This window comes from Xanthomonas sp. NCPPB 3005 (assembly GCF_041228095.2).
Lineage (GTDB): Bacteria > Pseudomonadota > Gammaproteobacteria > Xanthomonadales > Xanthomonadaceae > Xanthomonas_A > Xanthomonas_A bonasiae.
Window position 1 is genome coordinate 3,132,532 of the sequence record NZ_CP166096.2, and the last position, 25,764, is coordinate 3,158,295.

15 protein-coding genes are annotated in these 25,764 nt (G+C 69.0%); 5 read left to right on the forward strand and 10 right to left on the reverse strand.

Translation table 11 applies throughout. The annotated features are described in order from the left end of the window. Positions 1-27: 27 nt before the first annotated feature. The 9 genes from xylB to AB8810_RS13795 all read right to left on the reverse strand — a co-directional run bounded on the left by xylB (position 28) and on the right by AB8810_RS13795 (position 20,577). A complete protein-coding gene (gene xylB, locus AB8810_RS13755; RefSeq protein ID WP_369913962.1) occupies positions 28-1,521 on the reverse strand; it encodes a xylulokinase in 1,494 nt (497 codons plus the stop codon). Then, positions 1,518-3,905: a glycoside hydrolase N-terminal domain-containing protein gene (locus AB8810_RS13760; protein WP_369913963.1), complete on the reverse strand. Its 2,388-nt coding sequence runs from the start codon at positions 3,903-3,905 to the stop codon at positions 1,518-1,520. The genes xylB and AB8810_RS13760 overlap by 4 nt, the downstream gene beginning before the upstream one ends. Before the next feature lie 184 nt (positions 3,906-4,089). Continuing rightward, a complete protein-coding gene (locus AB8810_RS13765) occupies positions 4,090-6,990 on the reverse strand; it encodes a TIM-barrel domain-containing protein (protein ID WP_369913964.1) in 2,901 nt (966 codons plus the stop codon). 53 nt (positions 6,991-7,043) lie between these two features. Further along, positions 7,044-8,765 (reverse strand): DUF5597 domain-containing protein, encoded by a 1,722-nt coding sequence (locus AB8810_RS13770; protein WP_369916672.1) that lies wholly within the window; start codon positions 8,763-8,765, stop codon positions 7,044-7,046. A gap of 11 nt (positions 8,766-8,776) precedes the next feature. Next, entirely contained in the window at positions 8,777-10,708 is a 1,932-nt protein-coding gene (locus AB8810_RS13775; RefSeq protein ID WP_369913965.1) for a sialate O-acetylesterase, read from the reverse strand. 114 nt (positions 10,709-10,822) lie between these two features. Then, the gene (locus AB8810_RS13780; protein WP_369913966.1) at positions 10,823-13,048 is read right to left on the reverse strand and encodes a WD40/YVTN/BNR-like repeat-containing protein; all 2,226 of its coding nucleotides are present in this window, start codon (positions 13,046-13,048) and stop codon (positions 10,823-10,825) included. A gap of 143 nt (positions 13,049-13,191) precedes the next feature. Further along, a complete protein-coding gene (locus tag AB8810_RS13785) occupies positions 13,192-15,924 on the reverse strand; it encodes a TonB-dependent receptor (protein ID WP_369913967.1) in 2,733 nt (910 codons plus the stop codon). Between the two features lie 390 nt (positions 15,925-16,314). Continuing rightward, complete coding sequence (locus AB8810_RS13790; protein WP_369913968.1) at positions 16,315-19,161, reverse strand: TonB-dependent receptor; 2,847 nt, start codon at positions 19,159-19,161, stop codon at positions 16,315-16,317. Positions 19,162-19,617: 456 nt separating this feature from the next. After that, positions 19,618-20,577 carry a LysR substrate-binding domain-containing protein gene (locus AB8810_RS13795; protein WP_179564231.1) on the reverse strand — a complete coding sequence of 320 codons (960 nt, stop codon included), beginning with the start codon at positions 20,575-20,577 and terminating at the stop codon, positions 19,618-19,620. A 332-nt stretch (positions 20,578-20,909) separates the two neighbouring features. Here AB8810_RS13795 and AB8810_RS13800 point away from each other — a divergent pair, with 332 nt between their 5' ends. From AB8810_RS13800 to fdxA, 5 genes are all read left to right on the forward strand, one after another. After that, complete coding sequence (locus AB8810_RS13800; RefSeq protein ID WP_191826957.1) at positions 20,910-21,530, forward strand: 2-dehydro-3-deoxy-6-phosphogalactonate aldolase; 621 nt, start codon at positions 20,910-20,912, stop codon at positions 21,528-21,530. Further along, the gene (gene dgoD / locus AB8810_RS13805; protein WP_179564227.1) at positions 21,527-22,678 is read left to right on the forward strand and encodes a galactonate dehydratase; all 1,152 of its coding nucleotides are present in this window, start codon (positions 21,527-21,529) and stop codon (positions 22,676-22,678) included. Before AB8810_RS13800 ends, dgoD begins: the two co-directional genes overlap by 4 nt. Positions 22,679-22,686: 8 nt before the next feature. After that, positions 22,687-23,604: an SMP-30/gluconolactonase/LRE family protein gene (locus AB8810_RS13810; RefSeq protein ID WP_369913969.1), complete on the forward strand. Its 918-nt coding sequence runs from the start codon at positions 22,687-22,689 to the stop codon at positions 23,602-23,604. Further along, positions 23,601-24,500: a 2-dehydro-3-deoxygalactonokinase gene (locus tag AB8810_RS13815; protein ID WP_369913970.1), complete on the forward strand. Its 900-nt coding sequence runs from the start codon at positions 23,601-23,603 to the stop codon at positions 24,498-24,500. Before AB8810_RS13810 ends, AB8810_RS13815 begins: the two co-directional genes overlap by 4 nt. 151 nt (positions 24,501-24,651) lie before the next feature. Continuing rightward, positions 24,652-24,975, forward strand: coding sequence for a ferredoxin FdxA (fdxA, locus tag AB8810_RS13820; protein ID WP_039005179.1), 324 nt, complete (start codon positions 24,652-24,654; stop codon positions 24,973-24,975). A 240-nt stretch (positions 24,976-25,215) separates the two neighbouring features. On the opposite strand, the gene AB8810_RS13825 is transcribed toward fdxA, so the two are convergent. Then, the gene (locus AB8810_RS13825; RefSeq protein WP_179564221.1) at positions 25,216-25,749 is read right to left on the reverse strand and encodes a hypothetical protein; all 534 of its coding nucleotides are present in this window, start codon (positions 25,747-25,749) and stop codon (positions 25,216-25,218) included. Positions 25,750-25,764 lie beyond the last annotated feature (15 nt).

Consider the following 25,764-nt stretch of genomic DNA (forward strand, 5'->3'; position numbering starts at 1 on the left):
GTGTGCGTTTGCGGGGGAAAAAGTGGATCAGCCGGCGTAGAGCGGGCCAATGGCGTGCAAGTGCTTCAAGAAGGTCTGGTAGTGCGCCTGGTACTGCGCGCCGCGTTGCGGATCGGGCTGTGCCGACAGCGTCGCCTCGTCCTGCTGGTGCTGCAGCACGACCTCGGCCAGGCTGGCCTGGTCGCCCTGCGCGTGGCCGTCGGCCCACAGCGCCTGCAGCGCGGCGCCGAACGCGGCACCCTCCGCCTGCGCCGGCACGTGCACCGGCAAGCCGAACAGGTCGGCGATCAGCTGCCGCCAGCCGGCGCTCTTGCTGCCGCCGCCGGTGACGTAGATCGAGTCGAACGCCAGCCCGGCATCGACGAAGGCGTCGAAGCCGTTGCGCAGGCTGTAGGTGGCGCCTTCCATCGCCGCGCGGTAGAAATGCGCCGGCGTGGTGTTGTGCAGGTCCATGCCGGTCATGCAGCCGCGCGCGGCCGGCAGGTTCGGGGTGCGCTCGCCGTTGAAGAACGGCAGCAACACCAGCCCGCCGGCGCCGGGCGCGGTGGCCTCGAGCAAGGCCTCGCCCTGCCCGGTCTTGATCCCGAACAGGCGCGAGATGGTCTCGGTGGCCACGGTGCAGTTCATCGTGCAGATCAACGGCAGCCAGCCGCCACTGGACGAGCAGAACGCGGCCCAGCGTGCGGCATCGTCCACCACCGGACGATCGGCGTACGCGAACAGCGTGCCGGAGGTGCCCAGGCTCATCGTCAGCCGTCCCGGCACCACGTTGCCGGTGCCGATCGCGGCCATCATGTTGTCGCCGCCGCCGGTGGCCACGCGCACGTCGCGCGGCAGGCCCAGGGTCTGCGCCGCGGCCGCGGACAGGACGAAGGTGGTCTCGGTCGGCACCAGCGGCGGCAGCGCCGCGGCCAGGTCGCGCTGCGGATCGATCGCCTGCAGCAGCGGCGCCGACCACTGCCGGGTGCGCACGTCCAGCCAGCCGCTGCCGGAGGCGTCGCCGAACTCGGTGTAGCGCTCGCCGGTGAGCCAGAAATTGACGTAGTCGTGCGGCAGCAGCACCGAGGTCATCGCGGTGTAGGCGTCGCTGCGGTGCTTGCGCGTCCACGGCAGCTTGGAGGCGGTGTAGCCGGCCAGGATCGGGTTGCCGGCCAGCTCCACGCAGCGCTGTTCGCCGCCGGCGGCCTGCATGATCTCCTCGCACTCCAGCTGGGTGCTGGTGTCGCACCACAGCTTGACCGGTGCGGTGACCTGCCCTTGCGCATCCACCGGCACGAAGCCGTGCTGCTGCCCGGACACCGACATCGCCCGCACCTGCGCACGCTGCTCCGCGGTCAGCGCGGCGAAGCAGGCGACGATGCCGTCGATCCACCATTGCGCCTGCTGCTCGCGGGTGCCGTCGTCGCGGCTGATCAGTTCCAGCGCATGGCCGTGCGTGGCGACCACGCGGCGGCTGTCCGCATCGTAGGCCAGCAGCTTGACGCTCTGCGTGCCCACGTCCAGGCCGATGTACAGACTCATTGCCGCACCAGCCGATCGTCGTGCAAACCCAGTTCCATCGTCGCTCCAGGAGAAAGATCGGCGGTCAGGGTCTGCCCGCCGTAAACCAAAGTGTAGTGCCCGCCACGCTCGCTGCTCAGTCGCGCATGCTGCAGGCGGCCATCGCGCCAGGCCAGATCGACGCCGGCCGCGCCGCGCACGCGCAACCCGCGCACCTGGCCCTGCGGCCAGGCCTGCGGCAGCGCCGGCAACAGCCAGATGCTGTCGCCCCAACTCTGCAGCAGCATTTCGGTGATGCCGGCGGTGCCGCCGAAGTTGCCGTCGATCTGGAACGGCGGATGCGCGTCGAACAGGTTCGGATAGGTACGCTCGGGCGCCAGCAGCATCGCCAGAATACGATGCGCGTGCTCGCCGTCGTGCAGTCGCGCCCACAGGTTCAGGCGCCAGCCGAGGCCCCAGCCGGTAGCGCTATCACCGCGGATCTGCAGCGAGCGCCGCGCCGCGGCCGCCAACTCGGGGGTGTCGCGCAGGTTGATCTGGCTGGACGGATGCAGCGCATACAGATGCGAGACGTGGCGATGGTGGATTTCCGGGGCCTGCATGTCCCAGTCCTGCTGCCACTCCTGCAGCTGCCCGGCGTCGCCGATGCGGTCCGGCGGCAGCTGCGCGCGCAACGCCGCCAGGCGCTCGCCGAAGGCCGCGTCCACGCCCAGCAAGCGGCCCATTTTGATGCACTGCGCAAAAAGATCGCGCAACAATTGCGCATCCATCGCCGGGCCGGCGCACAGCGCGGCGCCGAACGGATGCCGGTTCTCCGGCGACATCGATGGGTTGGTCACCATCGCGCCGGTCTGCGGATCGCGCACCAGGGTGGCGACGAAGAACTCGGCCGCGCCCTTGAACAGCGGATAGATGCGCTGCAGGTAGGCGCGATCGCGGCCGTAGTCCCAGCGGTCCCACAGCTGTTGCAGCAGCCAGACGCCGCCCATCGGCCACAGGCTCCACTTCACCCCGTCGACCGGCCCGGCCTGGCGCCACAGGTCGGTGTTGTTGTGCACCACCCAGCCCGGCGCGGCGTACATCGCCCGCGCGGTGCGGGCGCCGGTTTCGGCGAGATCGAACAGCATGGCTTCCAGCGGTTCCACGCATTCGTGCAGCGCATTGGCCTCGCTGGGCCAGTAGTTCATCTCGGTGTTGATGTTGACCGTGTATTTGCTTTCCCACGGCGGCTGCATCAGGTCGTTCCAGACGCCTTGCAGGTTGGCCGGCTGGCTGCCCGGCCGCGAGCTGCTGATCAGCAGGTAACGGCCGTACTGGTGGTAGAGCGCGGCCAGTGCCGGATCGTTGCCGTCGGCGTAGCGTTGCACGCGCTCGTCGGTAGGCAGCTGCGCGGCAGCGCTGCCGCCCAGGTCGATCGCCACCCGGCGGAACAGGCGCCGGTGTTCGGCCAGATGCCGCTGCAGCAACTGCGCATAGGGCAGCGCCGCCGCCTTGCGCAGTTGCGCGGCGCTGAGCGCCAGCGGATCGCCGCCGACGTCGTCGTAGCGCCGGTAGCTGGTGGCCGCGGTCAGCAGCAGCACCACCTCGTCGGCGCCTTCGATGCGGATCCGCCCGCGCTCGATGCGGGTCTGGCCGCCAGTGGCCTGCGGCAGCACGCGCAACGCGAAGCGCAGTCCCCCCTCGATGCCGGCGAAACCGGCGTTGCGCCCGGCAAACAGCAACGCGCCCTGCTCTTCGGTGACCTCGCCGGCCTGCGGGCTGTCGATGCCGATGCGCAGCGAGATGCGGCCGGGGTGATCGCAGGACAGGCGCACCACGATGCACTGTTCGGTCGGCGAGACGAACACCTCGCGGACATGCGTGGCGTCGCCCGAGACAAAGCGGGTGCTGGCCACCGCCGTGTCCAGATCGAGTTCGCGCCGATAGCCGTCGATGCCGTCGGCACGGTCGTAGTCGAGCAGCAGGTCGGCCAGCGGCTGGTACGGCATCTGCTTGCGCGGGCGCGACAGCATCGTCGCGTCGGCCAATGCCTCGGCCTCGGCATAGCGGCCGGCGAAGATCAGTGCGCGCACCTGCGGCAACGCCGCCAACGCCTCCGGCGAGGTCGCATAGTAGGGCTGGCCCGCATACAGCGTGTCTTCGTTCAACTGCAGGCGCTCGTGGGCGATGCCGCCCCAGACCATCGCACCGAGCCGGCCGTTGCCGAGCGGCAGCGCCTCCACCCATTGCGTGGCCGGGCGCGGATACCACAGCTGCAGCGCGGCAGGTTCGGCGGCGGTCGCCGGTACCGGCACGCGCGCGGCACCGGCATCGGCAGCGAGCGCAGCGCCCGGCACGGCGAGACCGGCGACCAGGCCGCCGCCGATCGCCTTGCACAGCTCGCGGCGGGTCAGCGCGATGCTCACTTTGCGTCCCCGCCCGCATGCGGCGGACGCCAGCGCCGCCACGCGCTGCGGGTGCAGGCCGCCCGCGCGCACCGGACCCGGACCGAATCCGGGCGCGCAGCGGCACCGCTCGTGCCGCAAACGCGCCGCAGCGGCGCCCGCGTCACGCCGCCGCCCCTGCCCGGGTTGCCGCGCACCTCGGCCATCACTTCGCCTTGCTGCCCTTGTTGCGCTTGGCGCCCTTCACCGCCTTGCGCGCCACGCTCAGGCTCTTGCCGCTGTATTGCACGCTGGCGTCGGCCTTGGGCTCCAGCGCCCCGGTCTCCTCGCGCACGCCATCGACGAAGCGCACGTTGATGGTGCGCTTGGCCAGCATGCCCGGCCAGCTGCCCTCGCGCGCGCCGATGGTCAGCACGCCCTTGGCCTGGTTCCAGCTCAGCGGAATGCGGCTGAACTCGCCCTTCTCGTAGCCATAGCCCTTGCCGTCGTCCTCGTACAGCGAGAACTGGCCGTCGGCGCCGGTGTAGACGACCACGGTCAGCGGCGCGTTCGGCACCTCGTCCACGTATTGCTGCACGGTGGTGGTGGGCACGATGGCCCCGGCGCGCACGAACAGCGGCATGCGCTCCAGCGGCGCGTCGGCGTCGATGCTCTGGCCGCCGTCGTAGCGCTTGCCGCTGTTGAAGTCGATCCACGAGGTCCCGGCCGGCAGGTAGACCTGGCGCGAGGTGGCGCCGAAACGGGTCACCGGCGCGATCAGGAAGGCCGGCCCGAACAGGTACTCGTCGTTGATGTCGGCGACCTTGGGATCGTGCGGGAAGTCCATCGGCAGGCCGCGCATCATCACCCCGTCGTGGTGATAGGTATCGCCGGCGAGCGTGTAGATGTACGGCAACAGCGCATACCGCAGGCGGCTGTAGTACGCCATGCTCGCATAGTACGGCGTGCCTTCCGGGGCGATGTTCCAGATCTCGCGGAACGGGAACTGGCCGTGCGAGCGGAACAGCGGCACGAACGCGCCGAACTGGAACCAGCGCGTGTTGAGCTCGCGCCATTCGCTCTGGTGCGCCGGGTCCTGGTCCTCGTAGCGCTTCTCCACCGCGAAACCGCCGATGTCGAAGGTCCAGTTCGGCAGGCCGGACATGGAGACGTTGACGCCGGCGGAGATCTGGTCGCGCATGTCGTCCCAACGCGAGACGATGTCGCCGCTCCACACCGCCACCGCATTGCGCTGGGTGCCGGCATAGCCCTTGCGCGAGAGGATGAACACGCGCTTGCCGTCGGCGGCGCGGTCACCGGCATAGACGCCGTGGGTGTGCGGCAACGGGTAGGAATTGAAGAACTCGGTGGACGGGCCCAGCGCGGTCGGCGTGGTGCGCGCCTTGCGCTCGCCGATGTCCAGGTTGGAGTGCACGTCCGGCTCGTCGGCATCCATCCACCAGGCATCGAAGCCCTTGCTGTTGAGCTTGTCGTTGATCTGGCGCCAGTAGATCGCCTGCGCGTCTGCCGAATACGGGTCGTAGAACGAGTTCTTGTAGCCCTTGCCGATCCAGTCCAGTTCGCCGACTTCGACGTTGCGCCTGTACATGTGCCCGGCGGCGTCGAGTTCCTTGTAGTTGGCGGTGGTCGGATAGAACTTGGGCCAGATCGAGATCATGATCTGCGCGTGCATGTCGTGCACCGACTTGACCATGCCGTCCGGATCGGGGAAGTGGGCCTTGTCGAAGTCGTGCGAACCCCAGGCGTTCTCCGGCCAGTACGACCAGTCGAGCACGATGTTGTCGATCGGCAGCTTGCGCTTGCGGTACTCGGCCAGCGCGGCGACCAGTTCGTCCTGGCTCTTGTAGCGCTCGCGGCTCTGCCAGAAACCGTAGGCCCACTTCGGCAGCAGCACCGCCTTGCCGGTCAGTTCGCGGTAACCGGCGATGACCTGGTCGGCGTCGGCGCCGGCGACGAAGTAGTAGTCGATCATCTGCCCGGCCTCGGACCACAGCGACAGGTCCTTGGCCTCGGCCGCCGGCAGCGGGTCGCGGTGCAGCAGCGCGATGTAGCTGGGGTCGATCAGGTCCCACTCGACCTTGATCTTGTGGCGCTGGCCCGGTTGCAGCGCGAGGGTGAACTCGTTGTGCCACGGGTTCCAGTTCTGGCGCCAGCGGTCGACCACCAGCTTGCCGTCGACCCACAGCTTGGCGTACTCGCTGGAGTACAGCGAGAAGCTGTGCTCGCCGCCGCTCCTGGCCTCGATCTCGCCTTCCCAGCTGACCTGCATGCGGCTCTTGTCGCTGGGCTTGGCCTTGGCCGGGAACTTGGCCAGGTCCTTGATGTACTGGTAGTTGAGCTCCTTCTCGCGGCGCTCCAGCACCTGCTTGCCGTTGACCGAATAGCGCGCGGTCAGCGCGCCCGGCTTGCCCTTGGCGTCGTACAGCTTCAGCGACGCCGGCAGCGGCTGCAGGCCGCGCGGGTCGCCCATGCGGGTGATCGAATTGTTGTCCCACAGGATGCCGTAGTTGCGGCTGGACACCAGGTACGGCACCGCCAGGTCGATATTGCTCTGCAGCAGTTCGACGTTGTGGCCCTTCTGGTTCATCCAGCCCTGTTGGTGCTGGCCGAAGCCGTAGAAGGCCTCGTCGTCGGGCGAGGCGAAGCGCTGGCGCGTGCTCAGATAGGATTTGCCCTCCACCTTCAGCGGCGCGAAGCTGCGCCCGCCCGCCACTTCCGCCAGCAGCGGCTTGCCGTCGGCATCGGCGAAACTGACATGGCCGTCGCGCGTGGACACCTGCGCGGTGACCTTGGCGGTCTTGATCCGCACCGTGTCGCCCTGCTCGTCGAACTGGTAGGCGGTGTCGCCCTGTACCGGCACCCGCATCAGGCTCGGGGTGCGCTTGAAATCGCCGTCCGGATCGGCGCTGACGCGGATGATGCCGCTGTCCACCACCTGCAGCCGCACCGGCGCGGCGCCCTTGGCGCTGGGACGCACGGTGACGCCATCGGCGTCCTTCTTCACTTCCTGCGCATTCGCGCCGGCGGCGAGCAGCGCCAGCGACAAGGCCAGCAGGCGCGGCAGCGGCTTCATCGCCAGGCGGACGGGACGGTTCGCGTTGTACATGTTCACTCCCTCTGTAGCGGGTGACGGCGCCGCACGCTGGCGGCGCCGAGGTGTCAGTAGGTGGCCAGCTTGATCTTCAGCAATTGCGGCACATCGGAGAAATTGACGCCGTAGTCGGTCTGATCGCCGTTCCAGTTGCGCTGGAACCGCCACTGCGTGTCATCGTAGAAGCCTTCCTCGACCCGGTCGTAGACCATGTTGGCGGTCGCCTCGCTGGCCGGGTGCAGGTTCACCCGCACGTGGTAGCCGGTGACCAGGAATTCGTCCGGGCCCAGTTCGGCGATCAGTGCCGCGCCGGTCGGCTCGGGATTGCCGGGCGGCGTGCCCTTGAACCAGAACTGCGGCACGCCGTAGGTGATGGTCGCGCTCCAGCGCGCGTTGAGCCGCAGCTCCTGCACCGGCTGCCCGGGTTCCTCGGCGGTGCCGTGCAGCTTGCCTTCGGAGGCGGCCTTGGCGAACGGGCGCATGCCCATGCCCACCGCCTTGAAGCCCAGCGCGAACGGCGCCATGGTCGGCTCGTCCACCTTCTTGGCGCCCAGCGGCCAGTTCGAATAACCGCTGTAGTCGATGCCGAAGGTCGACCAGCCGATGCCGTCGTGGCCGAGCGCGGCGTACAGGTAACGTGCGTATTCGGGCCGGTTGCCGGTCTCGGCGACGAACAGCGGGTTGTCCGGCCGCGCGTAGCGATCGAGCACGGTGATGTACGGCGTGTAGTCGGGCAGGTAGATGTCCGGCGCCAACAGGTCGATGTGCGGCGCAGCGGCCTTCCACACGTCGAGCACATTGTCGGTGGGACCGCCGCTGGCGTACTGGCCGGGCTGGCCGGGATTGAACGGACCGCGCAGCGCCGCGTTGACGTACATCGGCAGCGGGTACTCGGCCTTGCCGGCCGCGGCCACCTGGTCGATGAAGTGGCCGATATGCCAGGCGTGGAAGAACTCGTCGGCGTCGGCGCCGAACACCTGGGCCCAGGTGCCGGGCTGCTTGCCCAGTTTCTGCAGCAGCGCCTCGGGCACCGGTCCATCGAAGGCTCGCTGCGCCAGCGGCGAGAAATCGCGCACGCTGCCGTAGGTGCCCGGCTCGTTCTCCGGCTGCACCATCAGCACGGTGCGCTGCGGGTCGGCCTGCTTGAGGTGCTTCATGAACGCGACGAAGGCCTTGCGATCAGCGTCCAGCGTGGCCGGCGCCAGCGGCGACAGCGACCCCAGCGCCTTGCCGTCGCGGGTGACGACCCGCGGGAAACGCACGTTGTCGGTCTTGACCCAGTGCGGCGTATAGGCCGGGCCGTTGTTCTTCCAGGTGCCGAACCACAGCAGCACCAGCCGCACCTTGTGCTGGCGCGCCTGCGCCAGCAGCGTATCGACGAAGGAGAAATCGAACTTGCCCTCCTCCGGTTCCACCTGCTCCCAGGCGATCGGCACCTGCACGGTGTTGGGACCGAGGAACTGCATCGCCGGCCACACCTTTTCCAGGGCGGCGGGATAGTTGCTGGAATTGTTGACCTGCGCGCCGAGAATCAGGAACGGCGCGCCATCCACCAGCAGCGCGTGCTTGCCGTCCTTGCTGACCAGCTGCGGGATCGGTGCCGGCGCCGCCGGTGCAACGCTGGCCTGGTCGGCAGCGGGCTTGGCCGCGCCGGGCTTGGCCGCAGCAGCGTCGGGCGGCGCCTGCTCGGGCGCGCACGCCGCCAGGCCAAGCGCGAGCGTGGCGGCCAGCAGCGGGCGCCAGCGGCGGCGTGCGAGGAACGTGCGGGAAGCGAGGGAATGCATGCGGATAGGACTCCGTGTCACCAGGTATCGGTTCGGAAGGGGGAAACGGGCAACTGCTCGCGGTTGACCAGGTTGGCCTCGGCCGGGTTTTCGCTCCAGGCATAGCGCACCGCCTGCGGTTGCGCCACTTCGGCGCTTTCGACCACCACCACCCGGTCGCCGTCGATGCGCGCCTGCGCCGGATGGAAGCGGCGGTCGGCGCCGGCCACGCTGAAACCGCGCAGCTGCGCGGCACCACCGCGTATCGCCAGCGCACTGCCCATCGGATCGAAACGCAACGCGACCGCATGCCGGCCGAACTCGGCCTGCGCGAATACCGGCGCGCTGTAGACCAGCTGTTCGCCATACGCCACATGCCGCGCCGCCAGCGCGAGGCGATGGCCGACGTCCTGCTTGTTGGTCGGATGGATGTCGCCGGGCGTGCCGATGTCGATGGTCACCGCCTGCGCGGTCGCCGGCAGCGCCAGGGTCCTGGACTGCGATTCGCGCAGCTGCGCCCACGGGCTCAGGTCGCCCTTGTCGGAGCCTGCCTGGAAGTTGGCCAGCTGCACCCACAGGAACGGCAACTGCGGCTGTGCGCGCTCCTCGCGCCAGCTGCGGATCAGGGTCGCGAACTGCTCGCGGTAGCGCAGCGCGCCGCCTTCGTAGGCATTGCTCTCGCCCTGGTACCAGATCACGCCCTTGAGCGGGAACGGCTGCAGCGGATGGATCATGCGGTTGTACAGCAGCGTCGGCTGCTGGTTCCTGCCGTCGTCCAGCGTCACGCTCACCTTGGCCGGACGGAATTTCCATTCCGGCAACGGGCGCTTCGTGCCGTCGCCGAGTTGCACGAAGCGTTCGCTGTCATCGCCGTGCAGGCCGCCACCGCCGCTGAGGTCGGTCACCTGCACCGCGATGCGGTTGACTCCGGCGTGCAGCGCCGCCGCGGGCACGCGGTACACGCGCGGCAGGTTCCAGCGCTGTTCGGTATGCCCGACCGGCTGGCCGTTGACGTAGGTGATGTCCGAGTCGTCGACCTGGCCGATCCCCAGGGTGATGCCGGCCTCGGCCTCCTCCGCGCTGAGGGTGAAGGCGGTGCGGTACCAGGCGATGCCGTCCATGCCGTCGTAGCCGCTGGCCTCCCAGTTGCGATCGACCGCAATCCGGTCCCAGTCGCTGTCGTCCAGGTCGGCGGCGCGCCATTGTTCGGCGCCATCGGCCACCGCCGGCCAGCGCGCGATGCGCTGCCGCACCGCGGCCAGGGTCTGCGCGTCCTTGGCCTGCAGCGCGGCGATGCTGTGCTCGGTCTGCGCGGCATCCATGCCCAGCGCTGCGGCATCCATCCACGCCTCGATCGCGCTGCCGCCCCAGCTGCTGTCGACGATGCCGATCGGCACCCCGGTGCTCCTGCGCAACTCGCGCGCGAAGAAATAGCCGACCGCGGAAAAGGCGCCGGCGTCCTGCGGCGTGGCGGCCTTCCATTCGCCGCCGGCCAGCTGTCGCTGCGGCTGCGGCGACCACGACTTGGGCACCTTGAAATGGCGCAACTGCGGATCGTTCGCCGCGGCCACCTCGCGCGCGCCGTCGCGCGCCTGCGCCAGCGGCCACTCCATGTTGGACTGGCCGCTGGCCAGCCACACGTCGCCGACCAGCACGTCGCCGAGACGGCGTTGCGCACCGTCGCCCTGCACCTCCAAGACATACGGCCCTCCGGCCGCATGCGCCGGCAGCTGCGCCTGCCAGCGCCCGTCCGCGGCGGCGACGGCGGTCGCCGCGGCACCGTCCAGGCGCACCTGGATGCGCGCGCCCGGCGTGGCCCAGCCCCACACGCGCATCGGCACATCGCGTTGCAGCACCGCGCCGTCGGCGAACAGCAACGGCAGTTGCAATTCCGCCCAGGCCGATGCGGGCAATGCCGCCAGCGCCAAGGCGGCCAGCCAGTACAGACAACGGGTCGAGCGTGCGTTCATCGGATCGTTCCTGCATCGGTCGTTGCCGCCGGCGGCGCGCACGGCAACAGGGAAGCCAGCGCAGCGCCCGCGCAGGCGCGCGCACGGCCGCATGCAACGCGCTGGCCGCGCGGACTACGGCGCATCGCCATAGAAGATGCCTCGGCCGCCGGTGGCGAAGTAGACGCGGCCGACCACACGCGGGTCGCCGGTGACGGCGTAGGGGCGGCCGAACCGGTGCGCGTCGTCGTCGATGCGCTGCCAGCGGTGGCCTTCGTCCTCGGAGCGGAACAGCCCGCCCACGCCGTCCACGGTACCGGCAAGGAACAGCATCGGCGGCGCACCCTCGCGCGGCGCCCGGCCCAGGCCCAGCGAGCGCGCTTCCTGCACGTTCGACAGCACCTGCAGCCTGCCGTCCTGCCAGCGCAGCACCCCGTGGCTGGGGCTGGCCAGGTAGACCACGCCGGCGCGCAGCGGATCCGGGCGCAGCTGCGGGCGGGTGCGCTCGGCAGCGGACGGCGCGCCGACCTGGACGCCGCTGTCGCGAAACCGGCGGCCGCCGTCTTCGCTGAGAAAGAAACGACCGCTGGCCGCATCCACCGCGTACCAGCGCTGCGGATCGACCCGGTCGGCCTCGATCAGCAAGCTGCCCGAGGAACCTTCCATACGCTGCCACTGCCGGCCCCAATCGTCACTGGCCCAGGCGCTGCCGCCGTTGCGCGGCGACCAGATCACGCGGCTGCCGTCGGCGTTGATCGCGATATGCCCGGCGCCCTCGCCCACCGGCGGCTCGCTGGCGAATGCCGTCCAGTTGGCGCCGCCATCGCGCGACCATGCCGCGCGAACCTCGCCGTTGCGCCGCTCGCGCAACGTACCGCTGCGCACCACCAACTGCGGCGCCTGGCCGGCGGCATCGATGCTCTCGCCGTTGGTCAGGCGCGGCCCGGCGAACTGCGACTGCGCGCGGTCCAGGGTGTCGTGGCGGAAGCCATCGATGTCGCCGAGCGCGCTCAGCAAGTGCGCGCCTTGCGCCGGGCTGAGCAGGTCCAGCGGTACCGTTTCCTCCAGCCCGGCGTCGGCGAACCACCACTGCACCACGCCATCGGCGGCATCGAACGCGCGCAGGTTGCGCGAGGCCCAGACGCCGTAGCCGGTGACGAACAGCGCGCGATCGCTGTCGAACGGATCGATCGCCAGCGACGCCATCCAGTGTGGGCGCGCCTGCGCGGTCCACGGCGCCGCGTCGTGCGCGAAGCGCGAGCGCGGGAACAGCGGTGCCCAGCTGCGTCCGCCATCGGTGCTGCGGTAGATGTCGTCGCCCGGCTGGTAGCGGCGGAACGTGCTGGCGATCAGCGTGTCCGGCCGGCGCGGGTCCACCGCCACCGCGCCCCAACCGAAGCCCGGCCCGCTGCGCGGTTGCGGCACCGGGGTGATGTCGGTCCAGCGCGCCGCGGCCGGTTCGTACTTCCAGACCGCGCCGTCGGCCATCAGGTCCGGACCCGGCTGGTCGCCGTAGCTGAGGTAGTAGATGCCGGCGCTGGAACGCACCATGTGGCTGGGGCGCAATCCGGTCGGCTGCCCCGGTACCGGCCGCCAGCTGCGCCCGCCGTCCGCGGACTCGAACAGGCTCTGTTCCGGCGTGGACACGCCAACATAGATCCGCTGCGACGCGCCACCGCTGGCGGCGCTGGCCGGGTCGAACAGCACGAAGGCGATGCCGACCTGCTGGCGACGTCCGGCATGGTTCACCGCGCTGGCCGACGGCCCGGTGGCCACCGCCGGAAACGACTGCACCCGCTGCCAGTGCGCGCCGCGGTCGGCGCTGCGCCACAGGCCGGCATCGCGCGAACCGAGCAGCAACACGCGGCCGTCGTTGGGGTCGACGGCAAGCCGTTCGCCGTTGCCGCGGCCCAGTTCGTTGCCGCCCAGCCTGAACGGCAGATCGGTGCGCACGAAGTGGCGCCCCTGGTCGTGCGAACGCAGGATCGCGGCGTTGCCGGCGCGCTCGTGCAGATAGGTGCCCGCGGCCAGGTACAGCGCCTGCGGATCGTGCGGGTCGATCGCGAACGCATCGATGCCCATCAGGTTCTGGTCGGCCGGCCCGAGCCAGTCGGTCAAGGCGACCCAGTGCGCGGACGCGGCGTCCCAGCGGTAGGCGCCGCCGACGTCGGTGCGCGCATACAGCAGCCCCTGCTGCGCCGGGTGGAACAGCAGGCCGCTGACGAAACCGCCGCCACCGATGGCGACGCTGCGGAACTGGTAAGGCACTGGCGGCGCCGCGAGCGCCGGAACCGCGCCGCACAGCAAGGCCAGCAGCAGCGCCAGCCAGGCCGAACGCAGCCGCCCGGCACGCTGCGACATGCCAGGCAGTGCGTCGGATCCTAGCAAGCGATGTTGCCGCATCGTGCGCCCTACTCCGAGTGCAACCGACGGCCACGCCGTCGGCAGGAAAACCCCCGCTCCGGCCACGCTGCGCGCGCCGGAGCGGATCGACCGCGCCGTGCTCAGAAGCTGGCGCGCAGGGTCAGGCCGTAACGACGGTCGTTGATCACGAAGTCGCGGTAACGCGATTCCACGCCCAGGTAGCTCTCGTTGCGGGTATCCAGCAGATTGACCCCATCCACCGACACCGACCATACGTCGTCGATGTTGTAGCGCACCGACGCGTCCAGCTGACCGAAGCCCTTGTTGTACACCGGCAGATTGCCGGTGCCGTTGCCGGCCGTGGTCACCAGCCAGTCGCTGCGCCAGTTGTAGGCCACGCGCGCCTGGAAGCGCGACATCTCGTAGCTGAGGATCAGGTTGTAGCTGTTCTTGGACAGGCCCTGCAACGGCACCGTCAGCGCCTGGCCGTTGGTGTCGGTGGCGGTCGGGCTCGGCGCCTCGCTGTCCACGTAGGTGTAGTTGGCCTGCAGGCCGAAGCCGCTCAGCCAACCCGGCAGGAAGTCGAAGAACTGGGTATAGCCCAGCTCCGCGCCCTTGATCCGGCCGTCCTTGCCGTTGACCGGGCGGGTGATCTCCCAGGTCTGGCCGCCGTAGACCTCCTCGAACACGGCATCGGCGATGAAACCGTCGACCTTCTTGTAGAACACCGTGCCGTACATCATCGAACCCTTGCCGAAGTACCACTCCAGCGCGGTATCGAACTGGTCGGCCTTCATCGGCCGCAGGTCCGGATTGCCGGCCGAACCGGTGCGGCGGGTGGTGCCGTCGTTGCCGGTGGCGGTGCCCAGGCTCAGGTTCGGATTGAGTTCGTTGAGATCCGGACGCGAGATGCCGCGCGAGGCGGCGAAGCGCCACTGCAGCGTGTCGGTGAGCATCCACCGCAGATTCAGGCTCGGCAGCACGTCGGTGTAGGTCTGCTGCACGTCCACCGGCAGCAGGCCGCCGCCCTCGGCGTCGGTGCCGGTGCGCACGCCCTGCGAATCGACCTTGGTGCGCACGATACGCAGGCCGATGTTGCCGTCGAACGGGATCGCGCCGCTGTCCACGCCGAAGCGCAGCACGCCGTAGGCGGCGTAGGTCTTCTCGCCCTGGCCGTTGATGTTGTTCGGCGCGAAGGTCAGCGGCGAGGCGCCGAACACCGACAACGCCTGCGCGTAGTTGTCGACCAGCGCGTCGGACGGAGTCAGCCTGGGGCCGAAGGTCTGCGAATCGCCGCGGAAGAAATCGGTGATCGGATTCTGCATCACCTGCGCATCCGGGTACTGCGAGAACGGCGCGCCCAGGTACATGTAGCGCCACACGTTGCCCTTGTTCTGCGCATCGCGGTCGGTATAGCGCACGCCGGCCTTGAAGCTGCGCGCGAAACTGTCGTCGAACGCCAGGTCCATGTCGCTGCGCCAGGCGAACTCGGTGGCCTTGTTGTCGTCCTTGTTGTCCAGGTGGAACTTCCAGCCGCTGTAGTTGGCCTGGTCGGCCAGGTAGCCCGGGTTGCCGGCGGCATCGGTCACCGACAGGCGCGGCAGGTCGCCACGGAAGTCGATGGTGTACAGCGGCGTGGTGTCCATGCCGGTACCGAGGATGTAGCGGGTGCCCTTGGTGGTGGCATCGATGTACTGGAAATCGGTGCTCAGGGTCAGGTTCGGCGATACCGTCCACTTGGCGCCCAGCGAGTAATCGGTGGTCACCGAATGGCGCTCGGTCAGGCTGGTGTTGGAATCGGCCGGGGTGTTCTGGAACGTGCCGCTGACGAACTCGTTGCGGTCGTTGACCAAGATGTCGTCGTAGCCCTGCATCGGGTTCTGCCCGCTGTAGGCGAAGAACGAATAGTCGTGCCAGCGGAAATCGTAGTCCGAGCGCAGCACCTGCGCGGTGACCTCGACGTCGTCGTTCGGCCGCCACTGCAGCGCGAACGCGCCGGTCTTACGCTTGCGCTCGCCGACCGTGGTGTTGGTGCCGGCGCCATGCGGCACCGAGATCTCCTGGCCTTCATAGCCCGGCAGATCGGTCTGCGTATACCACGGCTCGATGGAGATGGTGTCCTGGCGGAACGGGCTGGTCTGCTGCGAGTAGTTCACCAGCAGGCCGATCTCGCCGATGCCGGTCTGCCAGCGGTCGCTGTACATGCCCGAGAACGCCGGCTTGCTGTCGTCGGCCAGGTCGTAGTGGTTGTACTGCACGCTGCCGGCGATCTTGCGCCCGTCGTAGTCGAACGGCAGGCGCGTGCGCAGGTCGACGGTGCCGCCCAGGCCGCCTTCGATCATGTCCGCGGACGGATTCTTGTAGACGTTGACGCCGGCCAGCAGTTCGGCCGACACGTCTTCGAAGCTCAGGCCGCGGCCGTCGTTGGCGGTGAAGATGTCGCGGCCGTTGAGCTCGGTGCGGACCTGGGTCAGGCCGCGGATCGCGATGCTGCTGCCCTCGCCGTAGTTGCGCGCGATCTGCACGCCGGAAATGCGCTGCAGCGCCTCGGCGACGTTGTTGTCGGGCAGTTTGCCGATGTCCTCGGCCACGATCGAGTCGACGATCTGCTCGGAATTCTGCTTGACCAGCTGCGCCTTGGTCACACTGCTGCGGGTGCCGCTGACCTGCACCGTGTCCAGCTGCGTGGTGGCGTCGTCGGCCTGCGCAGGCGCGGCCTGCTCGGCTTGCTGGGCCTGCGCGGCGGACGCGGCGACCAGCGCGGCGACGGCCAGGGCGATGGCGGAGCGGCGGACGCCGCGGCCGGAAATCGAACGGGTAGAACGGAGCGCCACGGTCCGCGCAGGCGGACAATGGCTATGGGGCGCTGACATGGTGCTTCCCTCCCAGGACACATGTACAAACGATTCGGCGATCGTGCCAAGGGCAACGTCGCCGTTTCTAAGTTGTCCGGCCGCACCTGCCGAAATGGGATGCTGGCCGCAAGTCGGACACGAGCGGGGTTGCCGCAGCGCGCACGCGATCGGAGACGATCACGACTCGGACCTGAGAATAGGTTGCAGTCACCATGCCATCCAATGAAATATTTACAGTTAGCTATATGTTTTCCACATACGAAAAGCGAGTCCGCCTGTAAACAGCCGCATACCGCCGCTGCGTAGCTGTTTCGTTTCGGCGCGACGCCGACCGCATCCGCAACGCCATAAAAAAAGCCCGCATGCGTCGCGCATGCGGGCCGAGGACAGCGTCCTGGCGAACGTCGCTTACCAGTTGGCGCGCAGCACCAGCGAATAGCGGCGGTCGTTGACGAACCAGCTGCGCGTGTACAGGTGGTTGTCGACCTCGCCGTCGGCATAGGAGGTCGGCCCCATCAACACCTTGGTCACGGTATTGGTCAGGTTGTTGGCCTGGACACCGAGCTGCAGATGCGGGGTGAAACGATAGAACGCCGAGGCGTCGAGCTGGCCGTAGTCGTCCGACCAGGTCGGCAGCTTGGTCGCCACGTCGCTGGCGGTCAGCAGGTAGCGCGAACGCCAGTTGTAGGCCAGGCGTACCGACAACGGCCCCTTCTCGTAGATGCCGGCGAGGTTGTAGCTGCGCCGCGACAGGCCTTCCAGCGGCAGGCTCACACCGGTGACGGTGGTCTGCGTGTAGGGATCGGTCGCGGAATTGACGCCGCCGCTGCTGTCCACGAAGGTGAAGTTGGCATTGACGCCGAAGCCGCTCAGCCAGCCCGGCCACGAGTCGAAGAACTGCGTGTAGCCGTACTCGAAACCGCGGATGCGGCCCTTGGACATGTTGTACGGCCGCGTCACCAGCCAGTCCTGGCCACCGTAGGTCTCGGTGGTGGTCTGGGTGGAGAAGTAGTCCTTGACGCTCTTGTAGAACAGGGTCAGGTACATCATGTCGCTGGTGTCGAAATACCATTCCAGCGCGGTGTCGTACTGGTTGGCCTTCATCGGCTTGAGGTTCGGATTGCCCGCGGTGCCGGTCCACTTGGACACGGTGCCGTCCTCCTCGGTGGTCGCCGCCAGCAGCAGGTACGGCTGCAGCTGGGTGTAGTCCGGCCGCGCCATCGCCTTGGACGCGGCGATGCGCCACTGCAGCGCATCGGAGAACTTGAAGCGCATGTTGAAGCTCGGCAACACGTTGGTGTAGCTGCCTTGCGCGTTGTTGGCGAAGAACTGCCCGGTGTACTGCGCCTTGAGCGCATCGGAGGCGGCGGTGGCCGACAGGTCGGGGAACTGGCCGTAACCGGTGGCCTCGGTCTTGGTCTGCACGATGCGCACGCCGATGTTGCCGTCCACCGGCACGCCCAGCGCGTCGTCGTTGCCGAAGTACAGCACCGCGTAGGCCGCCTGGGTACGCTCGAACTGGCGGTTGGTGTCCTGCAACTGGTACTGGTCCGGCGCCCAGCCCCAGCCGCGCAGCGCCACGATCTGCTCGATCAGCTTGGAGGTGCCGGCATAGTCCTTGACCGCGGCATTGCTCGGGAAATACAGACTATTGGGCACGCTGATCTTGCCGCGGAACAGGTTCGAGTACGAATACAGCTGCGAGGACGAGGTCATGTAGCTGGCCAGGTCGGCCAGGCCGGTGCTGGTTTCGGGAATCGTCGCCCAGTTGTCGCTGATCACGCCCCAGTTGTAGCCGGAGTTCTTGTTGGTCTGGGTGCGGTCGGTGGCGCGGATACCGGCGCGGAAGGTGCGCAGCCACGGATTGTCGTCGTAGGTGTATTCCAGATCGAAGCGCGTGGCCAGTTCGCGGCCGCGATTCTTCGCCAGGTGGTCCATCGCCGCGCTCCAGAAATAATTGGAGGGGTCGGAGGTATAGCTGGTATCGGCGATCGACACCGCCGGGTACTTGCCGCTCAGGTCGAAGGTCAGGCCCGGCAGGTAGACCGAACTGAACAGGGTGAAGTCCAGCGAATCGCTTTCCGACTGCACCAGCTGCATGTCGCCGCGCACGGTGAGGTTGCTGGTGAGCTTGTGGGTGAAGCCGCCGGACAGGTCGGAGGTGGTGGTGCTCTGCTGCGCGTAGCGGTTGTCGGTGTAGAAGCGCACGCCATCGTTGCCGGTGACGTTGCCGCGCCAGGAACTGGACACCGGCGAGCCGCTGACGAAACGGCCGTCGGCGTCGTAGGTGAAGGTGGTGCCGGGGGCGGGACTGATCGCGTTGGTGTCGTCGTTGAAGAACGCCGCGCGCTCCTGCCAGTTCATGTCGTAGGTGGAGCGCATGTACTGCACGTAGATTTCGGTGTCGTCGCTGGGCCGCCACTGGAACGCCCCGGCCACGCCCTTGCGCTTGCGTTCGAAATCCAGCTGCCGCCAGTTGACGCCGCCGGGCACGTAGACCTTGTCGAAATCGGTGCCGGCCAGCAACGCCGCATCGGTGCGGCGCACGAACGGCTCCACCTGGATGCCGTCGCTGCGGGTGGCCAGTTCCGAATAGGCCACGTCCAGCATCAGCCCCATCTCGCCGACGCCGGTGTTCCAGCGATCGCTGAACAGGAACGAGCCGGACGGCTTGTAGGTCTTGCTGAAGTCGCCGTAGTTCTCGTCGGCGGTGAAGCCGATCACCCGGCCGGGCTGGTCGAACGGCATGCGCGTGCGCAGGTTGACCGTGCCGCCGAGGCCGCCTTCGATGATCTCGGCCGACGGGTTCTTGTACACGTCCACGCCGGCCATCAGTTCGGCCGGCACGTCCTCGAAGCTGAGTCCGCGGCCGCTGGCGGCGCTGAAGCTGTCGCGCCCGTTGAGCTCGCCGCGCACCTGGGTCATGCCGCGGATCATCACGCCGCTGCCTTCGGCGGAGAAATGGTCGGGGTCGTTGCGCGCCATGAAGTGGTCGATGGTCACGCCGCTGACCCGCTGCAGGGTCTCGGTGACGCTGCGGTCGGGCAGCGCGCCGATGTCCTCGGCGCTGACCGAATCGACGATCTGCTCGGCATCGTGCTTGATCGTCTGCGACTTGATCAGGCTGGCGCGCACGCCCTTGACCTCGATCGCGTCGAGCTGGGTCACCGGATCGGCGCTCTTCTTCTTGCTGCTGTCCTCGGCGTCCTGTGCCATCGCCTGCGCGCTCAACAACAGGCCGATGCTCAGCGCCATGGCCGAACGACGCAAAAGACAGGTAGTACGAACCGCTGCGGTCGGCGAGGCCGGACCACGGTAATGACGCGATGACATGATGTTTCCCTCCCAGGACACATGCACACACGGGTGACGGTCGCGCGTGCGCGCCGCCTTGCTGGTTGTGACGGCGGCAAGCCATGGCCCGCTGCCGTATCGCTAGGCGTGGCGGGCGTCGCAACCGAGCGACGCGCCGCGACATCGGTCACGATCGGCTGAGCCTAGAAGTGAATTTCGCGTTAAGCAAATGAAAAATTCACGCCAACCTATGTTTTTTTCGACTATCTGGACGGCAAATATTTCGGCTCAATCAGCGGCATTCACAGCAGACACAAGCACCCCGGCAACGCATGCCAACGGGTGCCGATCCACGGCAGGCCCACCGCCCGATCGCCCCTGCCCTGCATCAGGAGACGGTACCCGCGGATCCGCGGCTCAGCCCGGCGCCCGATCCGGATACAGGCGCTTGGCGGCGTTGCGCAGCGCCAGCAGGATGCGTTCGGCGCCCGGCGGCAGCATGTAGTCGCGGCGGCGGATGATGCCGAACGATTCCATCCGCACCCCCAGCGCGATCGGCAGCACGGTCAGCAGCTTGGCCTGCACGTACGGCGCCACCGCGTCGGCCGGCAGCGCCGCCAGCAGGTCGCTGCCGCGCAGCAGGCTGGTCATCACCGGCAACGACGAGGTCTCGATGACGTTCTGCGGGGTCGGCACGCCGTGCTCCATGAACATCGCGTCCAGCCGCGCGCGCAGCACGCTGTCCACCGGCGGCAGCACCCAGCCGTAGCGCGCCAGGTCGGCGTGGCGCAGGTCGGCGCGCGCCGACAGCGGATGCCCGGCGCGCGCCACCACCGAATGCGGCTCGTCGGCCAGCGGCTCGAACTCCAGTTCGTCGCCGCCATACGGGCCGAGGATGCGGCCGATGACGATGTCGAGCTGGCCGTCCAGCAGCTTGGCCACCAGCGGCCGGCTGTAGTCCATCTCCACCCGCACCAGGATGCCGGGGAACTCGCGCTTGACCTCGGCGATCGCCTGCGGCACCAGGTTGGTGCCCGGATTGACCACGGTGCCGATCGAGACCTGGCCCATGCGCCCCTCGCGCAGCGCGGCGATCTCCTCCTGCGCGCGGCCGATCTCCGACATCGCCGAACGCGCACGGCGGATCAGCACCTGCCCGTACCAGGTCGGCTCCACCCCGCGCGCATGCCGCTCGAACAGCTTGACCCCGAGCAGATCCTCCATTTCCGCCAGCAGCTTGGACGCCGCCGGCTGGGTCATGCTCGCCGCCTCGGCCGCGCGCAGCACCGAGCGATGCTCGTGCAATTGCAACAGCAGCAACAGATGCCGGGTCTTGAGGCGAGCAGCGTTGAACCAGGGATTGGCGGTAGCGGTCATAAGCGGAAAGCGTCCTGAGCGAGAAGATGCGTATTCACCACCGGAATAGCATATGTCTAAAATTTCATTTGCCGAGCATATCTTCACGCGCGCAGGCTATCGGCCAGTCGCGACTCCGGCCGCGACGCCGTCCCACCGCCACACCCGCCTCGTGAAGGCGCCGGCGCACCGCGCCAGCGTAGATGAGCAGGACGATCAGCCAGCGCACCGGTCGATGGCGCCCGCCCGTTCGTCGCCAACGGGACGGTCGCTCACCTGCGCGCCACTGCGGCCGCGCGATGACGACGTCGCAGTGGACGCCTTCCGCTCCACGCACGTTGCCAGGTAAGCCGATGTCCGCCGTCTCCCCGTTCCAGTTTCCCCTGATCGCGATCCTGCGCGGCCTCACCCCCGACGACGCGCTGGACCATGTCGGCGCGCTGGCCGAGGCCGGTTACGACGCGATCGAGATCCCGCTCAACTCGCCGCGCTGGGCCGACAGCATCGGCGCGGCCGTGCAGGCGTTCGGCCAGCGCTGCTGGATCGGCGGCGGCACCGTGCTGAAGATCGCCGACGTCGATGTCCTCGCCGATCTCGGCGCGCGCTTCATCGTCACCCCGAACACGCGGCCGCCGGTGATCCGCCACGCGGTCGCGCGCGGCCTGCAGGTGGTGGCCGGCTTCGCCACCGCCACCGAAGCCTTCGACGCCCTCGACGCCGGCGCGCAAATGCTCAAGCTGTTCCCGGCCGCCACCTACGGTCCCGGCCACCTGCGCGCGTTGCGCGCGGTGCTGCCGCCGACGGTGCCGCTGTTCGTGGTCGGCGGGGTCAGCACCGACACGCTGCACGACTACCTGGCCGCCGGCGCGATCGGCGCCGGCATCGGCGGCGAACTGTACCGGCCCGGCCAGGCGCTCGCGCAGACCCGGGCGCAGGCCGCCGCCTTCCGCCAAGCCTACTTGGACCACGCATGAAGATCGTTCGCCTCACCACCTATCACGCCGCGCCGCGCTGGCTGTTCCTGAAGATCGAAACCGACGAAGGCATCACCGGGTGGGGCGAACCGGTGATCGAGGGCCGCGCGCGCAGCGTCGACGCCGCGGTGCACGAACTGAGCGGCTACCTGATCGGCAAGGATCCGGCGCGGATCAACGACCTCTGGCAACTGCTGTACCGCAGCGGCTTCTACCGCGGCGGGCCGATCCTGATGAGCGCCATCGCCGGCATCGACCAGGCGTTGTGGGACATCAAGGGCAAGGCGCTGGGCGTGCCGGTGTACGAACTGCTCGGCGGGCTGGTGCGCGACCGCATGAAGACCTATCGCTGGGTCGGCGGCGACCGCCCGTCGGCGACCATCGCGCAGATCCAGGGCTACCGCGAGCTGGGTTTCGACACCTTCAAGTTCAACGGCACCGAGGAGATGAAGCTGATCGACGGGCCGCGCGCGGTGGACGCGGCGGTGGCCAAGGTCGCGCAGATCCGCGAGGCGTTCGGCACCAGCATCGACTTCGGCATCGACTTCCACGGCCGTGTCGCCGCGCCGATGGCGCGCGTGCTGCTGCGCGAACTGGAGCCGTTCAAGCCGCTGTTCGTCGAGGAACCGGTGCTGCCGGAACTGGCCGAATACTATCCGCGCCTGGCCGCGTCCACGCCGATCCCGCTGGCGGCCGGCGAACGCATGTTCTCGCGCTTCGACTTCAAGCCGGTGCTGCAGGCCGGCGGCCTGTCGCTGCTGCAACCGGACCTGTCGCATGCCGGCGGCATCACCGAATGCCTGAAGATCGCCAGCATGGCCGACGCCTACGATGTCGGCCTGGCCCCGCACTGCCCGCTCGGCCCGGTCGCGCTGGCCGCCTGCCTGCAGGTGGATTTCGTCTCGCACAACGCGGTGCTGCAGGAACAGAGCATCGGCATCCACTACAACGAAGGCGCCGACCTGCTCGACTACGTGATCAACAAGGAAGACTTCGCGTGCGACGATAGCGGCAGCATCGCCGCACTGCCCAAGCCCGGCCTCGGCGTGGAAATCGACGAGGAGCGCCTGCGCCATGCCAACGAAAATCCGCCCGACTGGCACAACCCGGTCTGGCGCCACGCCGACGGCAGCATCGCCGAATGGTGAGTGAGCCCATGAGCACCGAATCCGCACACACCGCCACGCTGGCGGTGGACAGCCGCTGCACCCACGGCGAAGGCGTGGTCTGGTGCGAACGCCGGCAAGCGCTGTTCTGGGTCGACATCGACGGACGCCAGCTGTGGCGCCACGACCCGGCCAGCGGCGCCACGCGTCACTGGGCCCTGCCCGACCGCCCCGGCTGCCTGGGCCTGTTCGACGACGGCCGCCTGCTGCTGGCGCTGGCCAAGGGCGTGTACGCCGCCGATCCCGACGCCAGCGCCGCCGACGCGACCGACTTGCCGCTGCACAAGCTGGCCGATCTGGAACCGGAGCGCGACGACACCCGCGCCAACGACGGCCGCGCCGACCGCCACGGCAATTTCGTGTTCGGCACCATGAGCGAACGCGCCGACCAGGCCCCGGTCGGCAGCTTCTACCAGTGGTCCGCGCGCCACGGCCTGCGCCGCCTGCCGTTGCCCGGCGTGGCCATCCCCAACGCGATCTGCTTCAGCGCCGACGGCCGCACCCTGTACTACTGCGACTCGGTGCGCCCGCAGATCCTGTGCTGCGACTACGACGCCGCCAACGCCCAGACCGGCAACAGCCGCGTGTTCGCCGAACTCGATCACCCCGGCGCCGAACCCGACGGCGCCATCGTCGATGCCGAAGGCCACCTGTGGAACGCGCAATGGCGCGCCTGGCGCGTGGTCCGCTACCGGCCCGACGGCAGCGTCGAGCGCAGCGTCGCGCTGCCGGTCAAGCATCCGACCTGTCCCGCACTGGGCGGCGCCGACGGCCGCACCCTGTACCTGAGCACGTCGCGCATGGACCACGCCGACGCCGAACTGGCACGCACGCCGCAGGCCGGCGGCCTGTTCGTCGCCGCGGTCGGCATCGCCGGCCTGCCAGAAGGACGCATCGCCAGCGCATGATCGCCATCGATTGGGGCACCAGCAGCCTGCGCGGCTACCGGCTCGCCGCCGACGGCCGCGTCCTCGAGCAGCGCCGCAGCGACCAGGGCATCGGCGCCTGCCAGGGCCGCTTCGCCGCGACCCTGGCGGCGCTGATCGACGGCTGGCCCGGCGACGCGGTGCTGTGCGGCATGATCGGCAGCCGCAACGGCTGGATCGAACTGCCTTACGCGCCCTGCCCGGCCGACGCAGACGCGCTGGCCGCGGCGATGCAGCCGCTGCAGGACCCGGCCCTGTCCGGGCGCACACTGTGGTTCGTGCCCGGCGTGGCCAGCGGCGCCGAGGCGGTGCCGGACGTGATGCGCGGCGAGGAGACCCAACTGATCGGGCTGCTCGACGTCCTGGCGCAGGACGCCCGGGACGCGGGCCGCCACAGCGTGTGCCTGCCCGGCACCCACAGCAAATGGGTCGATCTGGAACACGGTCGCATCGCCGCCCTGGCCACGATGATGACCGGCGAGCTGTACGCGCTGCTGCGCCAGCACAGCCTGCTGGCGCGCCTGATGGACGCCGACGACGCGCAGTTCGACGGCGCCGGCTTCGACGCCGGCCTGCAGCGCAGCGGCGAGCCCGGCGGCCTGCTGCACCACCTGTTCGGCGTGCGCAGCCTGGGCCTGTTCGAGCGGCTGAGCGCGGCGGCCGCGCCGTCCTACCTGTCCGGCCTGCTGATCGGCCACGAGCTGCGCGCGCGCCTGCCGCTGGCGCCGCGCGTGCACCTGATCGGCGGCAGCGGCCTGCTGAACCGCTACGCGCACGCGCTGCGCGCGCTGGGCAGCGCGGTCCACAGCCACCCGGAAGACCTTGCCGCACGCGGCCTGTACCGCCTGGCGCAACGCCGCGGCGGCATCGGCGTCTGATCCCCGCACCGTCCCCGGCGCCGCCTGCAAGCCGCGCCGCAAGGCCCACCTGCCGCGGCGCGGCGGGACCCGCGCCGGCACCGCCACGCGCATTCTCCACGCGCCGGCGCCGACTGCTTTAGAATTGCGCGCTTAACCGCCGGATCGAACCATGCCTTTTGTCGTCACCGAAAACTGCATCAAGTGCAAATACACCGACTGCGTGGAAGTGTGTCCCGTGGATTGTTTCCACGCGGGTCCCAATTTCCTGGTGATCGATCCGGACGAGTGCATCGACTGCACCCTGTGCGAGCCGGAGTGCCCGGCCAACGCGATCTATCCCGAGGACGACGTGCCAGCCGGACAGGAAGGCTTCGTCGCGCTCAACGCGGAGCTGGCCAAGGCCTGGCCGGTGCTGACCACGCGCCAGGAACCGCTGCCCGACGCCGCCGAGTGGGACGGCAAGCCGAACAAGCTGCCACTGCTGCTGAAGTAACCGGCGCGCAGCGCCGTCGAGGCAACCCAAGCTGCGCGAGCGGTTTTTGTAGGAGCGGCTTCAGCCGCGACAGGCTCCATCGGTAAAGCCTGTCGCGGCTGAAGCCGCTCCTACAGGGGATTCCTGGAACCTCAGCATCCGGGCGCAATCCACATCTTCCCCAAAACGAAACGGGCGCCCTGCGGCGCCCGTCTCTGTCCATCGCCACAGCCGGCGCGCACGCCGGCCGGCGACGCCGGCTCAATGGCCGAGCTTGGCCTTCAGCGCCGCGATCAGCTTGACCGGGGCATCGCCGTTGGCCGGCATGCCGCGCGGATCGACCGCCGACACGTACACGCCGGCATCCACCGCCACCACGCGAACCAGGAAGTTGCTGCCTTCGTAGGCCACGTCGTAGGAGCCCAGCACCTGCGCACGGCTGGCGATGGTGACGCCCTCGATGCCGCCCAGCGCGTCGCCGACCTGGCCGAACACCTGGTCGCGCGCGCCCGGCACCACGAAACCGCTGTTCGACGCCGCCGGCGCCTGGGCCGGCGCGCTGCCGGCGCCGGGGCGCTGCGTGGCCGAGGCCAGCGCCGGCACCTTCATCGCCGCCGAGGTATCCGGCGCGGTCAGATCCGGCGGCACTTCCAGCGGACGCATTTCGGGAGCCAGCGCATAGTCGCCACGCGGCTTGCCCTTGTGGAACCAGCTGCAACCGCTGGTGGCCGCGACCATGGTGGTCGCCAGCACGGCGGCCGACAGCACGCGGACGTAGGGAACGGAAGCACGCATCGATAAATCTCCTGA